Source organism: Stappia sp. P2PMeth1 (assembly GCF_900185735.1).
In the GTDB taxonomy this organism is placed as follows: domain Bacteria; phylum Pseudomonadota; class Alphaproteobacteria; order Rhizobiales; family Stappiaceae; genus Stappia.
In genome coordinates, this window is the sequence record NZ_FYAW01000009.1 from 374,250 (window position 1) to 390,187 (window position 15,938).

The following is a 15,938-nucleotide window of genomic DNA, read 5'->3' on the forward strand; positions in this document are numbered from 1 at the left end:
CGGTCGGTGACGCGCCGTCAGCCTGCGGCCGGATGCAGCTCGTAGAGGGTGAGCGGCTGGATCAGCCGGAAGCCCTTTTCGCTCACTGTTGCCTTGGCCCTGAACAGGGCGTCCAGCTCGGCGCGGCGCTCATCGGCCACCGCCTTGCGCGCCGGATCGACGGCGACGAGATAGGCGATGAACTCCTCCAGCGCGGCGAAGTCCGAGAGCCGGTCATAGGTGTCGTGCCGGGCGACCTGCCAGGTGCCGGAGGCGATGTCGGCCTCGAGCGCGCGCAAGGCGGCGGCGCGGATCTGCGTCTCGTCCTCGACCGGGCGCATCACCTCGAAGAAGCTGCCGCGGGCGAGCGGTTCGACGACGATCAGCGCGCCGGCGGGCCCGATCACCCGCCGCGCCTCGGCGAGAGCCTGGCGCATCACCGCTTCCGGCACATGGTGCAGGGCGTTGAGGAAGATCGCCGCGTCGAAGCTGGCATCCGCAAACGGCAGCGCCTCGGCGGTCGCCTGCTCGAAGCGCGCGTGCGGCACCGCCTCGCGGGCAGCGGAGACGGCGGCCGCGTCCGGGTCGATGCCGGTCATCTCGAACCCCTTGGCGGCGAGCGAGCGCGACAGCGCCCCGTGGCCGCAGCCGATATCCAGCACCTTGCGTGCCTTGCGGTCGTTGAGGATCGCCAGCAGCCGCTCGCCGGTCTGCGGGGCCTGTTGGGAAACCGGAGCCTCAGGCGTCGACATGGGAGAACTCCGCGCGGACCCTGTCGGTATCGGCGCCGAGCGCCGGCACCGGGCCGAACTCCGGCGACTTGCCGTCGACCAGCGCGCCGGGGGCGAGCAGGCGCACCGGGCCGGACGGCGTGTCCGTCTCGACATGGCGGTTCTGCGGGTGGCGGACCAGGTCGTCCATGGTGCTGACCCGGCCGAAGGCGATGCGGGCCTCGCGCAGCCGGTCGGCCAGTTCGTCGCGGGTATGGGCCGAGAACACCTCGTTGATGATCGCGTCCAGTTCGGCGCGGTGGGCGACGCGGCGCGAATTGCTGGTGAAGCGGGTGTCGGTCGCCACTTCAGGCCGCTCCAGCACGTCGCGGCAGAAATTGACCCATTCGCGCTCGTTCTGGATCGAGAACAGCACGTCCTTGCCGTCGCTTCCCGAATAGGCGCCGTAAGGCGCGATGGTCGGATGGTTGAGGCCGTTGCGCTCCGGCTCCTTGCCGCCATAGGCGAATTGCAGGTAGGGCACGTTCATCCAGTCGGCGAGCGCGTGGAACAGCGACACGGCGATATGCCGGCCCTCGCCGCTGCGCTCGCGGGCGAAGAGCGCCTGCAGCACCGCCTGATGCGCGGTCATGCCGGCGGCGATGTCGCAGACCGAGACGCCGACGCGGGCCGGTCCTTGCGCATTGCCGGTGATCGCCGACAGCCCGCTTTCCGCCTGCACCAGCAGGTCATAGGCCTTCAGGTCGCGGAACGGGCCCTCGTCGCCATAGCCGGAGATCGACACGGTGATCAGCCGCGGGTTCTCTTGGCGCAGCCGCTCGGGCGCGAAGCCCAGCCGGTCGATGGCGCCGGGCGCAAGGTTCTGGATGAAGACGTCGGCCCTGGCGATCATCGCCGCCAGCAGGTCGCGGTCGGCTTCACTGCGCAGGTCGAGGCAGACGGACTCCTTGCCGCGGTTGAGCCAGACGAAATAGGCGCTCTCGCCATGCACCAGGTGATCGTAGGCGCGGGCGAAATCGCCCTCCGGCCGCTCCACCTTGACGACCCGCGCGCCGGCTTCCGCCAGCCGCCCGGACAGATAGGGCGCGGCCACCGCCTGCTCGACGGACACCACGAAGAGACCGGACAGATCACCCTGCATTTTCAACGCTTCTCCCTATTGTTGGCCCCAGTATGCCCGAAGCGCACTGCCCGGAGTAATAGAGGGGAGTGCCCGCAGCTATTGCCACAATCTATGCCTGATGGGCATTGTCCGGCCGCCGGTCATAGCCGCGATCAATGAGAGCGGGCCGAAATCGCTATTGGCGCGGCCGCCGCCGCCGCGCTCTTGTGCTCCTTGCACCTTTTACGAACAACGCATCTGGCGGATGACATCATGACGCACCCGAACGAGACGGCCGCTGGAATCGGCCGCATCACCCTGCCGCTGTTCGTGCCCGGCGACCGGCCGGAGCGCTTCGCCAAGGCGGTCGCCGCCGGCGCCGACGCGGTCATCGTCGATCTGGAGGATGCGGTCGCCCCCGCCGCCAAGGAGGCGGCGTGCGCCGGACTTGCCGAGGCGCTGGCGCCGCTTCTGAGGCCGGCGAGCATGCTTGTGCGCGTCAATGCCGGCGGCACGCCCTGGCACGCGGCGGACCTTGCCGCCTGCGCCGGAATTGCCGGCCTTGCCGGCATCGTCCTGCCCAAGGCGGAGACGGCGGGTGATTGCGTGCGCGTTACGGATGCCACCGGCCTGCCGGTGATCGCGCTCATCGAGAGCGCCCGCGGCCTTGCCAATGCCGGCGAGGTCGCCGGTGCCAGCACCCGGCTCGCCTTCGGCTCCATCGATTTTGCCGCCGATCTCGGCATGGCGCATGCGCGGGAGGTGCTGCGCCCGGCGCGGTTCGCGCTGGCGCTGGCCGCGCGCCTTGCCGGCCAGGCTGGCCCCATCGACGGGGTGACGACGGCGCTCAAGGACGAGGAGGCGATCATCGGCGACTGCCGCCACGCGGTGGACATGGGCTTTGCCGGCAAGCTGATCATCCATCCGGCGCAGATCGCGCCGGCCCGCCGTGGCTTTGCGCCGTCTGAGGCCGAGTGCGAATGGGCGCAGCGGGTGCTGGCGGCGGTGGAGGGGGGCGCGGCGGCGGTCGCCGTCGACGGGGCGATGGTCGATGCGCCGGTGATCGCCAGGGCCCGGCAGATCCTGGCCCGCGCCGGCTCCGCCGCCGGCTGATCTTCAGGTTTCGCCCAAAAAAAGACGCCCGCGCCATCGGCACGGGCGTCAATCGCGGGGCAGGGGACCCCAGGCTGCTCAGTATGGCTGCTCAGATGGTGCGCCCGCCATCGACCTCCAGGATGACGCCGGTGATGAAGTCGGCTTCGTCCGAGGCAAGGTAGAGCGCCGCATTGGCGATGTCGCGCGGCTGCGACAGGCGGCCGAGCGGGATGGTGGCGAGGAACTTCTCGCGGTTCTCCGGCGTGTCCGGCATGCCCATGAACTGCTCCAGCAGGCCGGTGACGCCCATCACCGGGGCGATGCCGTTGACGCGGATCCTGTCGGGGGCAAGCTCCACGGCGAGGCTGCGGGTCATCAGGTTCACCGCGCCCTTCGACGAGTTGTACCAGGTCAGGCCCGGACGCGGCCGGATGCCGGCGGTCGAGCCGATATTGATCATCACGCCGGCGCCCTGCGCGCGCCACACCGGCACGCAGGTCTTGGTCATGTGGAAGATCGACAGCACGTTGATGTCGTAGATCTTGCGGAAGGTCGCCTCGTCGGTCTCCATCAGGGGCCGGTTCGGGTTGGTCCAGCCGGCATTGTTGACCACGATGTCGAGCGAGCCGAAGGCCTCGCAGGTCTTCGCAACGGCCGCCGCCACGTCCTCGGCCTTGGAGACGTCGCATTTGATCGCGATGGCCGCTTCGCCGAGCTCGGCGGCGACAGCCTTGGCGCCGTCCTCGTTCAGGTCGACGATCGCCACCTTGGCGCCTTCGCGCACATAGGTCTCGGCGATGCCCTTGCCGAAGCCGGAGGCAGCGCCGGTGACGAGAGTGGTCTTTCCTTGAAGTCGCATGTCCTTGCTGTCCTCAGCCGTGATTGTGGACGACGGTCTTGATGTGGGAGAACTCGTGCAGCGCCGCGAAGCCCTTCTCGCGGCCGTGGCCGGACTTGCGGATGCCGCCGAAGGGCAGCTCGATGCCGCCGCCCGCGCCATAGCCGTTGATGAAGACCTGGCCGCAATGCATCGCCTTGGCGACGCGCTGCTGGCGGCCGCCGTCGCGGGTCCAGATGCCGGCGACGAGGCCGTAGTCGGTGCCGTTGGCGATGCGGATCGCCTCCGCCTCGTCGTCGAAAGGGATGGCGCACAGCACGGGTCCGAAGACTTCCTCCTGGGCGATCTTCGAGTTCGGGTCGCAGGGGCCGAACAGCGCGGCGGCGACATAGTAGCCGCCCTCCGGCGAGCCCTCGGCGATGGTTCCGCGGGCGACCAGCGGCGCGTCGGCCTGCGCGATATAAGTCTCCACCCGCTTCTTCTGGCGGGCCGAGATCAGCGGCCCGAGCACGGCGTCCTCGCCGGAATCGGAGGCCGCGACGGCCGAAAAGCGGGTCTTCAGCTCGGCCATCACCGTGTCGTAGATGCCGCGCTGCAGCAGCACGCGCGAGCCGGCCGAACAGGTCTGGCCGCCGTTCTGGATGATGGCGTTGACCAGCACCGGATAGACCGCGTCGAGATCGGCATCGTCGAAGACGATCTGCGGCGACTTGCCGCCGAGCTCCAGCGTGCAGCCGATGAAGTTGCGCGCCGCCGCCGTCTGGATCAGCACGCCGACTTCCGGCGAGCCGGTGAAGGACAGGAAGTCGACCTTGCGATGCTCCGACAGGGCCTTGCCGGCGACCTCGCCGCGGCCGGTGACGATGTTGATGGCGCCGGCCGGGAAGCCGACCTCCATCGCCAACTCGCCGAGGCGCAGCGCCGTCAGGCAGGCATCTTCCGCCGGCTTCAGCACGGTGGCGTTGCCCATCGCCAGCGCCGGGGCGATCGAGCGGCCGAACATCTGCGCCGGGTAGTTCCACGGGATGATATGGCCGGTGACGCCATGCGGCTCGCGCAGCACCTGCACGTTGTAGCCATTGAGGAAGGGAATGACCTCGCCATGCACCTTGTCGGCCGCGCCGCCGTAATATTCGAAATAGCGGGCGGTGGCGATCATGTCGGCGCGCGACTGCTTGATCGGCTTGCCGTTGTCCATGGTCTCCAGCCGGGCCAGCGCCTCGGCCTCCTCCAGGATGCGGGCGCCGAGGGCCATCATCAGCCGGCCGCGCTCGGCCGCCGTCAGCTTCGACCAGGGCCCGCCGTCGAAGGCGGCGCGGGCGGCGGCGACCGCCGCATCGACATCCTCCGGGCCGCTGTCGGCAATCCTCGTGAACACCTCGCCGTCGATCGGCGAGCGCACGTCCATCTCCTTGCCGGAGGCTGCCGGCACCCATCTCCCGTCGATCAGGTTGAGGGCGCGGGGCAGGGGGACGTTGGTGGCTTTCATCAGTGGGTCCTTTCGTGCTCGAGCGAGCTTTCGGAGATCTCTCCGCGCTCGATCAGCAGCGTGCGGCTGGCGAAGCCGCGCAGCAGTGCGGGGTTGGATTCGGTGATGATCAGGGTGACGGTGCGGTCGGCGTCGCGCAGCGCCTTCAGCGCCTCGGCATAGCGCAGCGCCAGCGCCGGGGCGAGGCCCTGGAACGGCTCGTCGAGCATGACCAGGCGGGTGCCGAGCATCAGGGCGCGGCCGAGCGCCACCATCTTGCCCTGGCCGCCGGAGACGTTGCCGGCCGGGCGGCCGGCCATTTCCCGCAGCTCGGGCAGGATCGTGTAGACCCGGTCGAGCCGGCGCTGGGTCTCCGCCGCATCCAGCTTGGCGACCTGCGCCGGCAGCAGGATGTTCTCCTCCACGGTGAAGGCGGAGAACAGCCGCCGGTCCTCCGGCGCGTAGCCGATGCCAAGGCCCGGACGCTTCGCCGGCATCAGGCCGGTGATGTCCTCGCCATCGAAGCGGATGCTGCCGGTGACCGTGGTGAAGCCCATGATCGAGCGCAGCAGGGTGGTCTTGCCGGCGCCGTTGCGGCCGATCAGGGCCACCGTCTCGGCGGCGGCGATGGAAACGTCGAGATTGCGCAGGATCGGGATGATGCCGATCGAGGCGCCGACATTGCTCAGTTCCAGCATCACACGGCCTCCCCGATGACGTCGCGGATCACGTCGGGATGGCGCAGGATTTCCTCCGGCGATCCCTGCATCTGCAGCCGGCCGGCGGCCCACACGGCGACCTCGTCGGCATAGCGCGAGACGATGCCCATGTCGTGCTCGACGAAGACGCTCGTCACCTTCGCCTCAGACAGCGCCTTGACCAGGATTTCCATGACCTTGAACTTCTCCGAGGAGGCGACGCCCGAGGTCGGCTCGTCCATCAGCAGCAGCTTCGGCCGCAGGGCCAGCGCCACGGCGATGTCGACCAGCTTGCGCTGGCCTTCCGAGAGTTCCACCACCAGCCGGTCGGCGACATCGGCGCAGCCGACCATGTCGAGCAGGTGCAGCATCTCCGCCCGCTCGCGGATCCGGTGCAGGTTCTGCAAGGGATTGCCGAGCTGTTCGCGGGCGGCGGCCGAGATCAGGAGGTTCTCCAGCGCCGTGTGCTCGGTGAAGAGCTGCGGGATCTGGAAGGCGCGGGCGACGCCGAGCCGCACGATGCGGCGCGGCGGCAGCGGCGTCACGTCCTGGCCCTCGAAATAGACCCTGCCCCTGGTCGGTTTGATCCAGCCGGTGCAGATGTTGAGGAATGTCGTCTTGCCGGCGCCGTTCGGGCCGATGATGGCGAGATTCTTGCCCCGCTCGATGGCGAGCGACACGTCGTCGGCGGCGACGACGCCGCCGAAGCTGATCTGCAGGTTGCGGGCTTCGAGAAGGATCTCGCTCATTCCGACCTCCCTTTGCCGGTCAGGCCTTTGCCGGTCAGGCGGGCAAGCGCCGCGTCGTAGATGCCGATCACGCCCTTGGGGGCGAACAGGATGATGACCAGCAGGAAGCCGCCGAGCACCAACTGCCAGATGTCGCCGGCGAAGGCGGAGGCATAGACGCGCACGGCCTCGTAGATCACCGCGCCGACAAAGGCGCCGGCGACGGAGCCGGCCCCGCCGAGCACGGCGATGAACACCATTTCGCCGGAGCGGATCCACCAGGCGAATTCCGGCGTCACCACACCTTGGACGATGCCCATGATGACACCGCCGGTGCCGCACAGCGCCGCCGACAGGATGTAGCCGGACAGCAGCGCGCGCTGCGGCGAGACGCCGAGATATTGCAGGCGGGTCTCGTTGGTCTTGATGGTCTGGAAGATCTGCCCGGTCGGCGAGGCGAACCAGCGGATGGTGAACCAGCCGAGCACCAGCACCAGCGCCACCGACAGGTAGAACATGATCAGCTCGAACGGCCCGCGCTCCAGCGCCATGCCGAACACGGTCGGGCGCGGCAGGCGGATGCCGTCGGCGCCGCCCGTGTAGTGGTAGAACTTCTCCAGGATCGACCAGAAGATCATCGAGAAGGCAAGGTTGAGCATGCCGAAGAAGATGCCGCGATAGCGCACCACGAACAGGCCGACAACGATGCCCGACAGCACCGCGCCGGAAATCGCGACGAGGAGCACCAGGGCAAGGTCGGCGCCGGGCATGGAGGCCGACAGGAAGGCGGCGGCATAGGCGGCGATGGCGAAATAGAGCGCGTGGCCGAAGGAGACCTGGCCGGCGCGCAGCAGCACCGTCACGCCGACGACGGCGATGCCCTTGGCGAGCGCCAGGTTCATCAGGAGCTGGAGCTGCGGCGCGGCGAAGGGGATCGCGGCGACGGCGAGCATGAGAAGGGCCGGAATGGCCAGACGAAGGGTCATCCGCTCCTCCTCAGATCTTGCGGGCGGTCGGGCTGCCGAACAGCCCTTCCGGGCGCACCAGCAGGACGATCAGCATGATGAGATAGGGGACGAGCACCGCCGTCTCCGGCCAGACATAGACGGCGAAGGAGCGGCCGAGGCCGATCAGCAGCGCGGTGAAGGCCGCGCCCTCGATCTGGCCGAGGCCGGCGGTCGCCACCACGGCGAAGGACAGCACGATCATGTCCGCGCCCATGCCCGGCAGGATCGAGGTGGTGGGCGAGGCCAGCGCGCCGCCGAGCCCGGCAAGGGCGGCGCCGACGATGAAGGTCACCAGGAACACCTTGTCGGCATTGATGCCGATCGACTGCGCCGCCTCGCGGTCCTCGGTGGTCGCCAGGATCAGCTTGCCGAGGATGGTGTGGCGCAGGAAGAAGCGCAGGCCCACCAGCAGCGTCAGGGCCAGCAGCGGCAGCAGGATCAACTGATAGACCGTGTAGTTGACGCCGAACACCCGCACCATGCCGAGCGCCTGCAGCGCCGCGGCCTGGAAATAGGGCTGGGTGCCCCAGACCAGCCGCTGCACGTCCTCCAGGATCATGAACACGGCGAAGGTCACCAGCAGTTGCAGCACTTCCGGCTTGTTGTAGATCCGGCGCAGCAGCAGCCATTCGATCGGGCCGCCGACCAGCACGCCGACCAGCACCGCCGAGGCGATCATCAGCGGGAAGGCGAGCAGCGGCGCGAAGCCGAGCGCCAGCGCATAGCCGGTGAGCGTGGCCGTCAGATACGCCCCGACCGCATAGAGCGAGCCGTGCGCGACATTGAGGATGCGCATCACGCCGAAGATCAGCGTGAGCCCCACGGCGACACTGAAGACGAGGGCCGCATAGGCGATGCCGTCGAACAGGGCCAGAAGGAAGATGGTGAGGTTCATGGTCGTCCATTCAGCTCAATGGGCGGATCAGGGGGCGGTACGGCGCGCGAGGCGGGGCGCGGCGGCTGTTTCGAAACCGCCCCGGGCGGGAGGCCGTCCGGGGCGGTTCGGGAGGAGGGCGGGGCGCGCCGGCCCCGCCCGCTCATGGTTCGCCGGCTTACGTGTCGCCGGTTTACTTGTCGTAAGCGTCGATCTTGACGCTCTCGACATATTCCGGGGTGAGCTGGCTGACCCAGGCGACGGACTCCTGGCCGACCGGGGTGGTCAGCGCGGCGCCGTCGAAGATCATGATGTTCTCCAGCGTGGCGAAGGGATAGTCGCCGGTCTGGACGCTCATGCCGAGGAGCTGCGCCTCGATGCCCTGGTTGTCCTCGCGGATCGTCACCTCGCGGCCGAGACCCTGGAAGGTCAGGCCCTCGAAGGCGGCGACGACGTCGTCCTTCTCCGGCCACTCGCCGCCCTTGGCCGCGATCGCCTTGTCATAGGCCGCCTTCAGCGCGGCGAGCGCCTGCGACATGTGGAAGACCGGATAGATCGCATGGGCGCCGGTCTTCTCGCGGAAGGCGGTCATGAATGCCTGGAAGTCGGCATCGTCCCGGCGCTCGGGATGCAGGAAGTAGTGGTCGCCGCGCGCGCCGATGATATGGCCGGCCGGCAGGGTCGAGCCGAGCCGCTCCAGCGAGCTTTCGGCAAGCGGGATGACGAAGGTCGAGGAGTTCATCAGGCCGCGCTGGGCCGCCTGCTGGATGAACGTGTCGAGGTCGCCGCCCCAGGAGGTCGACAGGATGACGTCCGGCTGCATCGCCTGCAGGCGGGAGATCTCGGTGGAGAAGTCGGCGGCGCCGAACTTGGGGAAGAACTCGCCGACCACCTGGACGTCCGGCTTCAAGGCCTTCAGCGCGGCGGAGAAGATCTGCCAGCTATCGCGGCCCCAGGCATAGTCCTGGTTGACGACGGCGATGGTCTTGAAGTCCGGCTTGACCTTCAGCAGGTAGAGCACGGTGGCGAGCATTTCCGGCGTGGCATTGGCCTGGGTGCGGAAGACGTATTTGTAGTCGTTCTGCTCGAAGATCTGCTGGGTGCCGCAGTCCCACATCAGGTTGAGCACCTTGAGGTCCTCGGCGAGCGGGGCCAGCGTCTGGCAGTTGCCGGAGGAGATCGCGCCCATCATCGCATGGGCACCGGCCTCGACCTGGCGGCGGAACTCGGTGGTCAGCGCCTCGGCGCCGGCGCCCTCGTCGATGAAGGACAGGCGCACCGGCACGCCGCCGATGCCGCCTTCGGCATTGAGCTTCTCGACGATGATCTCGGCCGCATCGCGCGCCGGCACGCCGAACACCGAGGCCGGGCCGGTCAGGAAGGTGGTGATGCCGACCTTGAGCTCGGCCGGCTTTTCCGCCGCCAGGGCGGCAAACGGGGCCGCGAGGATCGCCGCCGTGGTAAGCAGGAATTTCCGCATGGTTTCACTCCCTTTCAAGGTTGCCGCGGGCGATTGCGTGCCGCCCGCGTGTCGGTTCGCTCCGTCAGTTGCTGGCGGAGGCTGCGAGGGGTCTCGTCTGGTGAACTCGGCCTGGGACCGCCGGCGCGGGGCGTGTGCCACGGCTTGCGCGGGGCTGTCGGCGGCGCATGGCTTGCGCGGGTCGGCAGTCGGCTCTCATTGCTTCCCTCCCAGAGCATGTGAGACGAGCGAGCCTAGGTATTGCCGACAGGGTGCACCAATAATTTGCTTGGTGCTCGGCTATTGCAAAAACCTATGGCCTCGACAGGAATGCGAAATTGGGTCTGTCCTCGGGGGCGTTTGCCGCTAGCATCCCCCCGAACAATGGGGCCGCATGGCGGGCACCCGGGCGAAGAAGACCCCGGGCGAAGAAGACAATGAAGGGTGGAGACATGAAGATCACGGCGGCGGTGCTGGAGCGCGGCGAGGTCAAGGGCAACTACGCGGCGGAAAAGCCGCTGACCGTGCGCGAGGTCGAGCTGGCGCCGCCCGGTCCCGGCGAGGTCCTGATCCGCATCGCCGCAGCGGGCGTCTGCCATTCGGACCTCTCGGTGATCAACGGCACCCGGCCGCGGCCGCTGCCGATGGTGCTCGGCCATGAGGCCTCCGGCTATGTCGAGGAGGTCGGCGCCGGCGTCGACGATCTTGCGCCCGGCGATCACGTCGTGTGTATCTTCGCGCCCGGCTGCGGCCGCTGTACCCCTTGCGCGGAAGGCCGGCCGGCCCTGTGCGAGAAGGCGGCGAAGCATCACGGCGTCGGCGAGTTGATGACCGGCCACCGCCGATTGTCGATGGACGGGCGGCCCGTGCATCATCACGTCGGCATCTCCGCCTTCGCCAGCCATGCGGTCGTCGCCCGCCAGTCGCTGGTCAAGGCCGACCAGGACATCGCCCCGCATATCTCGACGCTGTTTTCCTGCGCCATGCTGACGGGGGCCGGCGCGGTGTTCAACACCGCCCATATCAAGCCGGGCGCCAAGGTCGCGGTGGTCGGCATCGGCGGTGTCGGCATGGCCGCGATCCTCGGCGCGGCGGCGGCCGGGGCCGGGCAGATCGTCGCCATCGACCCGTTCGAGAACAAGCTCGCCGTCGCCCGGCAGATGGGCGCGACCGATGCGGTCAAGGCGGGCGACGGCGTCGTCGAGGCGGTGCGGGAATTGACCAAGGGCGGCGTCGACTATGCGTTCGAGCTCGCCGGCTCGGTGCGGGCGCTTGAGACCGCCTATGACATCACCCGGCGCGGCGGCACCACGGTCACCGCCGGCCTGCCGCATCCGGATGCGCGCATGGCGCTCAACGCCTTGAAGCTGGTCGCCGAGGAGCGCTCGCTGAAGGGCAGCTATATCGGCTCCTGCGTGCCGCAGCGCGACCTGCCGCGCATGTTCGCGCTGCATCGCCGCGGCCTGCTGCCGGTGGAGAAGATGCTGAGCCACCGCCTGCCGCTTGCCGATATCAACCTGGCGATGGACCGGCTGGAAGACGGTTCGGCGATCCGCCAGGTGGTGGAGTTCGGCTGACAAACCGCTAATCTGCCCTCCATGGACATTCGCCACCTTCGCTATTTCATCGCCATTTCCGAGGCGCCGTCGCTCTCCGCGGCGGCGCAGGTGCTCGGCGTCGCCCAGCCGTCCCTGTCGCAATATGTCCAGCGGATGGAACAGGAGCTCGGCGTGCAGCTCGTCGCGCGCTCGCCGCGCGGCACGGTGCTGACCGAGGAGGGGCACCTTTTGGTGCGCCATGCCCGCGAGATCTGCGCCAGCATGGAGCATTGCATCTCGGAAATGCGCGACCTTGGCGGGGCGATCCGCGGCAAGGTCGGCTTCGGCATGCCGCCGTCGGTCTCCATGGTGATGTCGGTGCCGCTGGCCGAGACCGTCCGCGTCGAGCTGCCGGACGTGCGGCTGCGCGCCATCGAGGCGATGAGCGGTTATATCAAGAACTGGATCGAGGACGAGACGGTCGATATCGGCTTCATCTACGACTTGGAGAAGGTCGAGCATTTCCGCATCATCCATGTGCTGGACGAGCAGCTCTTCTTCTTCTCCGCGCCCGACACCTGGCCGCTCGACACGCCGCCCGGCGCGCCGGTGCCGATGCAGGCGCTGGAGAAGCTGGAGATGATCCTGCCCGGCGTCTCGCACGGGCTGCGCAAGACCATCGAGCGGCACGCGGCGGCCTGCGATGTCAATCTCAACGTCGTCATCGAGATGGATGCGATGACCCAGATCAAGGAACTGGTGGCGCGCGGCTCCGGCCACACGATCTTCGCGCCCGCCGCCGTTCACGATTTCGTCGCCCGCGGCGAATTGCTGAAGGCGCCGATCGTCGAGCCGACGATCTCGCGCCCGGTCTATCTGGTCAGAAAGCCCTCCCGCTCGACCAGCCGCGCCTGCCGCGCGGTCGAGCAGATCACGCTGGAGGTCGCCCGCGACCTGGTGCGGCGCGGCATCTGGGAAGGCAACCTGATCGAGAGCTAGCCTCCGGCCATGCTTCTGCAACTCGCTCCGGCGCGCCGGATGGCCGCCGGAGGTGAGTTGTTCAGGCTTTCGCCGTTGCCTGCATGGTCACGACCCCGTCCTCGTCGCGCCGCACGCGCAGCTCCAAACCGCCGTCCTCGGCCTCGCGCGCTTCGACGGTGACCGGCCGGCCACAGGTCAGCGGCGACATCCCGCGATAGCTGAAGTCGCCGGGCAGCTTGCCGAGCAGCGAGGCGGCAAGGTTCTGCATCCAGATCGACTGCAGCGGCCCGTGCACCACCAGCCCGTCATAGCCTTCGACGCCGGTCGCGTAAGGTTGGTCGTAGTGGATGCGGTGGCCGTTGAAGGTCAGCGCCGAATAGCGGAAGAGAAGCGTCGGCGTCGGGGTGACCTGCCAGCGCGCCAGCGCCTGCCAGTCTTCTGCCGGCTGCGGCGCGGTGGCGGCGCCGGGCTTGGGGTCCTCGCGATAGACGATGTCGTGGCGCTCGACGACATGGGCTTCGCCGCCGACTTCATAGACATGGTCCAGCGTGACGAAGCCGAGCGGCCCGCTGCGGCCCTGCTTGAAGGTCACGTCGCGGATGGTGGTGACGCGGGTGACCTCGTCGCCCGGCGAGAACGCCTTGCGGTATTCCAGATGGCCGCCCGCCCACATGCGCCGGGGCAGCGGCAGCGCCGGCAGAAAGATCCCCGTGCGCGGATGGCCGTCGCGGCCGAGATCGCCGGGCTCGACCACGTCGGGTGCCAGGCACCAGTGCACGCCGGCCGGCACCTCGGTCTGCCACAGCATGCCGGACAGGGTCGCGCGGTAGCGCTGCAGCAGCTCGCGGTCGAGCGTCTCGCTCACCCGCCGCTGCCTGCCGATCCACTCCCCATAGTCGCTCATGCCGGTGCCCCCACCAGGGCGCCGAGGTCTGCGGCGGTCAGCCGGTCCAGCGTTTCGACCGCCTGCCGCAGCCGGTCGCCTTCCGCGCCGAGCAGCGCCGCCGCCTTGGCGGCAAGGCCGGCGGCAAGTTCCTCTTCGCCCAGCCGGCGGGCAAGATCGTGCGAGACGGCGAGGCTGCGGCCGTCGGTGAGTTGCAACAGGCCCTCGGCCTGCATGTCGCTCAAGGCCGGATCGCCGTCGACGGTGATGCGGTCGGCGAAGACGGCAAGCTGCGGATCGGCGGCGAGCGCGTCGGTATAGGTATCGTCGCGGGCGGTGTCGCGCCCGTCCAGCACCATGCCGGCCAGCCAATTGTAGCTGAACTTCACCTCCAGCCCGGTGCGCGGCGCCTTGATGTCGCAGACCGACAGCCAGCGCGGGTTGGTGCGCAGCACCATCGCCGCGACATCGCCGATGCCGATGCCTTCGTCGGCACGCAAGGTGCGCAGCGCCTCGATCATCGCATGGGTGCCGTGGCAGCAGGCATGCAGCTTGTACTTGATGTCTTCGAACAGGAACGTCTGCGGCGGCGGTGCCTCCCATCCGGCGTCCGGATCGGGCGCATCGGAATGGGTCGGGATGAAGCCTTGCGCGTTCATCAAGCCGTCGTCGGCAGAGGTGAAGCCGAGCGCCGCGAGCCTTGCGCATTCGACGCCATTGGCGGCGGCGATGCCCGCATTATACGGCTTGCCCATGGTGCCGAATTGCGACTTGAGGCCGGAGGCGCGGGTGGCGCAAAGCCCGATGGCGACGCGCATCTCGTCGCGGGTCAGGCCGAAGAGCCGCCCGGCAGCGATCGCCGCGCCGAAGGCGCCGGCCGTCGCCGTCTGGTGGAAGCCGCGATTGTAGTGGACGGACCCGAGCGCCATGCCGATGCGCACCGAGGCTTCGGCGCCGACCAGAAACGCCTCGACCACGGCCTCGGCGCTGGCGCCGACCGTTTCGCCGGCCGCGAGCGCCGCCGGATAGATGCCGACGGAGGTGTGGCCGATATGGCCGAAATGGGTGTCGTCATAGTCGAGCGCGTGGCTGGTCGCGCCGTTGACCAGCGCCGCCATGCGCGCCGGGGCGGGCGCGCCGCCGAACACCGAGGCGGTGCCGCGGCCGCCTTCCTCTTCCGCAAGCTGCCGCAGCTTGCCGGCCAGCGGCTCGGTGATGCCGGCCCGTCCGCAGACCAGCCAGTCGAACAGCGAGAAGCGGGCCATGGCGAGAGCCGGGGTCGGCAACTCGCGTGCCGGCAGCAGGGCAAGGTCGAGGATGCGGTCGATCAGCGTCATGCCTTCGGGGTCCCGTAGGATTTCGGCAGGCCGAGCACCTGCTCGGCGATGAAGCAGAGGATCAGGTTGGTGGAGATCGGCGCCACCTGGTAGAGCCGCGCCTCGCGGAACTTGCGCTCCACGTCGTATTCCTCGGCGAAGCCGAAGCCGCCATGGGTCTGCAGGCAGGCCTCGGCCGCCTCCCAGCTCGCATCGGCGGCCAGCATCTTGGCGCTGTTGGCCTCCACCCCCGGATTGTGTCCGGCATCATACATGGCGGCGGCGCGGTAGACGATCGCCTCGGCCGCCATCATATGGGCATAGGCGCGGGCGAGCGGGAACTGCACGCCCTGGTTCCGGCCGATCGGCGCGCCGAAGATCACCCGCTCCTTGGCGTAACTGGAGCCCTTCTCGATGAACCACTTGGCATCGCCGATGCACTCGGCGGCGATCAGGATGCGCTCGGAATTCATGCCCGACAGGATGTAGCGGAAGCCCTTGCCCTCCTCGCCGATCAGGCTGGAGGCGGGAATGCGCGCATTGTCGAAGAAGATCTCCGTCGTCGCGTGGTTGATCATCGTGCGGATCGGGCGGATCTCGACGCCGTTGCCCTTGAGCTCGCGCAGGTCGATCAGGAACACCGACAGGCCGTCGGTCTTGGATTTCGCCTGCTCGCGCGGCGTCGTGCGGGCCAGCAGCAGCATCAGGTCGGAATGCTCGGCGCGGGAGATCCAGATCTTCTGGCCGTTGACGATATAGTCGTCGCCGTCGCGCTTCGCCGTCGTCTTCAGCGCCAGCGTGTCGGTGCCGCTGGTCGGCTCGGTCACGCCGAAGGCCTGCAGCCGCAGCGTGCCGTTGGCGATGCCGGGCAGGTATTGCTGCTTCTGCTCGGGGCTGCCGTGCCGCAGCACCGTGCCCATCGTGTACATCTGCGCATGGCAGGCGGCGGCGTTGCAGCCGTTGCGGTGGATCTCCTCCAGGATCACGGCGGAGGCCGACAGGTTGAGGCCCGAGCCGCCATAGTCCTCCGGGATCATCGCGGCGAGATAGCCCTCGCGGATCAGCGCGTCGACGAAGTCCTTGGGATAGGCGCGGCGGGCGTCGAGGTCGCGCCAGTACTCGCCGGGGAACCCGGCGCAGACCTTGGCGACACCGTCGCGAATGGCGCTGTATTCGGCTGTCGGATCGAAGGCGTTCATGGTGTTTCCCGAGACGTCCAGCGGGCCGCGGCGTTTAGCCCG

The 15,938-nt window shown here is 68.7% G+C and carries 15 protein-coding genes; 3 read left to right on the forward strand and 12 right to left on the reverse strand.

Going from position 1 to position 15,938, the window contains the following annotated elements:
* Positions 1–17: 17 nt before the first annotated feature.
* Entirely contained in the window at positions 18–731 is a 714-nt protein-coding gene (locus tag P2PM1_RS04780; RefSeq protein ID WP_186398309.1) for a class I SAM-dependent methyltransferase, read from the reverse strand.
* Positions 718–1,851 (reverse strand): CaiB/BaiF CoA-transferase family protein, encoded by a 1,134-nt coding sequence (locus tag P2PM1_RS04785; RefSeq protein WP_186398310.1) that lies wholly within the window; start codon positions 1,849–1,851, stop codon positions 718–720. Before P2PM1_RS04785 ends, P2PM1_RS04780 begins: the two co-directional genes overlap by 14 nt.
* Positions 1,852–2,085: 234 nt before the next feature.
* Between P2PM1_RS04785 and P2PM1_RS04790 the strand changes: the two genes are divergently transcribed.
* A complete protein-coding gene (locus P2PM1_RS04790; RefSeq protein ID WP_186398311.1) occupies positions 2,086–2,925 on the forward strand; it encodes a CoA ester lyase in 840 nt (279 codons plus the stop codon).
* 91 nt (positions 2,926–3,016) lie between these two features.
* Here the strand turns inward: P2PM1_RS04790 and P2PM1_RS04795 are convergent, their stop codons facing one another.
* The 7 genes from P2PM1_RS04795 to P2PM1_RS04825 all read right to left on the reverse strand — a co-directional run bounded on the left by P2PM1_RS04795 (position 3,017) and on the right by P2PM1_RS04825 (position 10,000).
* Entirely contained in the window at positions 3,017–3,766 is a 750-nt protein-coding gene (locus P2PM1_RS04795) for an SDR family oxidoreductase (RefSeq protein ID WP_186398312.1), read from the reverse strand.
* 13 nt (positions 3,767–3,779) lie between these two features.
* Positions 3,780–5,234 (reverse strand): aldehyde dehydrogenase family protein, encoded by a 1,455-nt coding sequence (locus P2PM1_RS04800; protein ID WP_186398313.1) that lies wholly within the window; start codon positions 5,232–5,234, stop codon positions 3,780–3,782.
* Entirely contained in the window at positions 5,234–5,911 is a 678-nt protein-coding gene (locus tag P2PM1_RS04805; RefSeq protein ID WP_186398314.1) for an ABC transporter ATP-binding protein, read from the reverse strand. Before P2PM1_RS04805 ends, P2PM1_RS04800 begins: the two co-directional genes overlap by 1 nt.
* Complete coding sequence (locus P2PM1_RS04810) at positions 5,911–6,660, reverse strand: ABC transporter ATP-binding protein (RefSeq protein ID WP_186398315.1); 750 nt, start codon at positions 6,658–6,660, stop codon at positions 5,911–5,913. Before P2PM1_RS04810 ends, P2PM1_RS04805 begins: the two co-directional genes overlap by 1 nt.
* Positions 6,657–7,625, reverse strand: coding sequence for a branched-chain amino acid ABC transporter permease (locus P2PM1_RS04815; protein WP_208985177.1), 969 nt, complete (start codon positions 7,623–7,625; stop codon positions 6,657–6,659). The genes P2PM1_RS04810 and P2PM1_RS04815 overlap by 4 nt, the downstream gene beginning before the upstream one ends.
* Positions 7,626–7,635: 10 nt before the next feature.
* Positions 7,636–8,541 carry a branched-chain amino acid ABC transporter permease gene (locus P2PM1_RS04820; protein ID WP_186388117.1) on the reverse strand — a complete coding sequence of 302 codons (906 nt, stop codon included), beginning with the start codon at positions 8,539–8,541 and terminating at the stop codon, positions 7,636–7,638.
* 172 nt (positions 8,542–8,713) lie between these two features.
* The gene (locus tag P2PM1_RS04825; RefSeq protein ID WP_186398316.1) at positions 8,714–10,000 is read right to left on the reverse strand and encodes an ABC transporter substrate-binding protein; all 1,287 of its coding nucleotides are present in this window, start codon (positions 9,998–10,000) and stop codon (positions 8,714–8,716) included.
* 431 nt (positions 10,001–10,431) lie between these two features.
* On the opposite strand from P2PM1_RS04825, the gene P2PM1_RS04830 reads away from it, so the two are divergent.
* Positions 10,432–11,556, forward strand: a complete 1,125-nt coding sequence (locus P2PM1_RS04830; protein WP_186398380.1) for a zinc-binding dehydrogenase — start codon at positions 10,432–10,434, stop codon at positions 11,554–11,556.
* Between the two features lie 21 nt (positions 11,557–11,577).
* The gene (locus P2PM1_RS04835; RefSeq protein WP_186398317.1) at positions 11,578–12,516 is read left to right on the forward strand and encodes a LysR family transcriptional regulator; all 939 of its coding nucleotides are present in this window, start codon (positions 11,578–11,580) and stop codon (positions 12,514–12,516) included.
* Positions 12,517–12,577: 61 nt separating this feature from the next.
* Here the strand turns inward: P2PM1_RS04835 and P2PM1_RS04840 are convergent, their stop codons facing one another.
* From P2PM1_RS04840 to P2PM1_RS04850, 3 genes are read right to left on the reverse strand one after another with little or no spacing between them, the layout of a single operon-like run.
* Positions 12,578–13,402 carry a MaoC family dehydratase N-terminal domain-containing protein gene (locus P2PM1_RS04840; RefSeq protein ID WP_186398318.1) on the reverse strand — a complete coding sequence of 275 codons (825 nt, stop codon included), beginning with the start codon at positions 13,400–13,402 and terminating at the stop codon, positions 12,578–12,580.
* Positions 13,399–14,718 (reverse strand): MmgE/PrpD family protein, encoded by a 1,320-nt coding sequence (locus P2PM1_RS04845; RefSeq protein WP_186398319.1) that lies wholly within the window; start codon positions 14,716–14,718, stop codon positions 13,399–13,401. The genes P2PM1_RS04840 and P2PM1_RS04845 overlap by 4 nt, the downstream gene beginning before the upstream one ends.
* Positions 14,715–15,896, reverse strand: a complete 1,182-nt coding sequence (locus P2PM1_RS04850) for an acyl-CoA dehydrogenase family protein (RefSeq protein ID WP_186398320.1) — start codon at positions 15,894–15,896, stop codon at positions 14,715–14,717. The genes P2PM1_RS04845 and P2PM1_RS04850 overlap by 4 nt, the downstream gene beginning before the upstream one ends.
* Positions 15,897–15,938 lie beyond the last annotated feature (42 nt).

Coding starts and splice junctions, on each gene's coding strand:
- P2PM1_RS04780 (WP_186398309.1), bottom strand. CDS start 731: ATGTCGACGCCTGAGGCTCCGGTTTCCCAACAGGCCCCGCAGACCGGC.
- P2PM1_RS04785 (WP_186398310.1), bottom strand. CDS start 1,851: ATGCAGGGTGATCTGTCCGGTCTCTTCGTGGTGTCCGTCGAGCAGGCG.
- P2PM1_RS04790 (WP_186398311.1), top strand. CDS start 2,086: ATGACGCACCCGAACGAGACGGCCGCTGGAATCGGCCGCATCACCCTG.
- P2PM1_RS04795 (WP_186398312.1), bottom strand. CDS start 3,766: ATGCGACTTCAAGGAAAGACCACTCTCGTCACCGGCGCTGCCTCCGGC.
- P2PM1_RS04800 (WP_186398313.1), bottom strand. CDS start 5,234: ATGAAAGCCACCAACGTCCCCCTGCCCCGCGCCCTCAACCTGATCGAC.
- P2PM1_RS04805 (WP_186398314.1), bottom strand. CDS start 5,911: ATGCTGGAACTGAGCAATGTCGGCGCCTCGATCGGCATCATCCCGATC.
- P2PM1_RS04810 (WP_186398315.1), bottom strand. CDS start 6,660: ATGAGCGAGATCCTTCTCGAAGCCCGCAACCTGCAGATCAGCTTCGGC.
- P2PM1_RS04815 (WP_208985177.1), bottom strand. CDS start 7,625: ATGACCCTTCGTCTGGCCATTCCGGCCCTTCTCATGCTCGCCGTCGCC.
- P2PM1_RS04820 (WP_186388117.1), bottom strand. CDS start 8,541: ATGAACCTCACCATCTTCCTTCTGGCCCTGTTCGACGGCATCGCCTAT.
- P2PM1_RS04825 (WP_186398316.1), bottom strand. CDS start 10,000: ATGCGGAAATTCCTGCTTACCACGGCGGCGATCCTCGCGGCCCCGTTT.
- P2PM1_RS04830 (WP_186398380.1), top strand. CDS start 10,432: ATGAAGATCACGGCGGCGGTGCTGGAGCGCGGCGAGGTCAAGGGCAAC.
- P2PM1_RS04835 (WP_186398317.1), top strand. CDS start 11,578: ATGGACATTCGCCACCTTCGCTATTTCATCGCCATTTCCGAGGCGCCG.
- P2PM1_RS04840 (WP_186398318.1), bottom strand. CDS start 13,402: ATGAGCGACTATGGGGAGTGGATCGGCAGGCAGCGGCGGGTGAGCGAG.
- P2PM1_RS04845 (WP_186398319.1), bottom strand. CDS start 14,718: ATGACGCTGATCGACCGCATCCTCGACCTTGCCCTGCTGCCGGCACGC.
- P2PM1_RS04850 (WP_186398320.1), bottom strand. CDS start 15,896: ATGAACGCCTTCGATCCGACAGCCGAATACAGCGCCATTCGCGACGGT.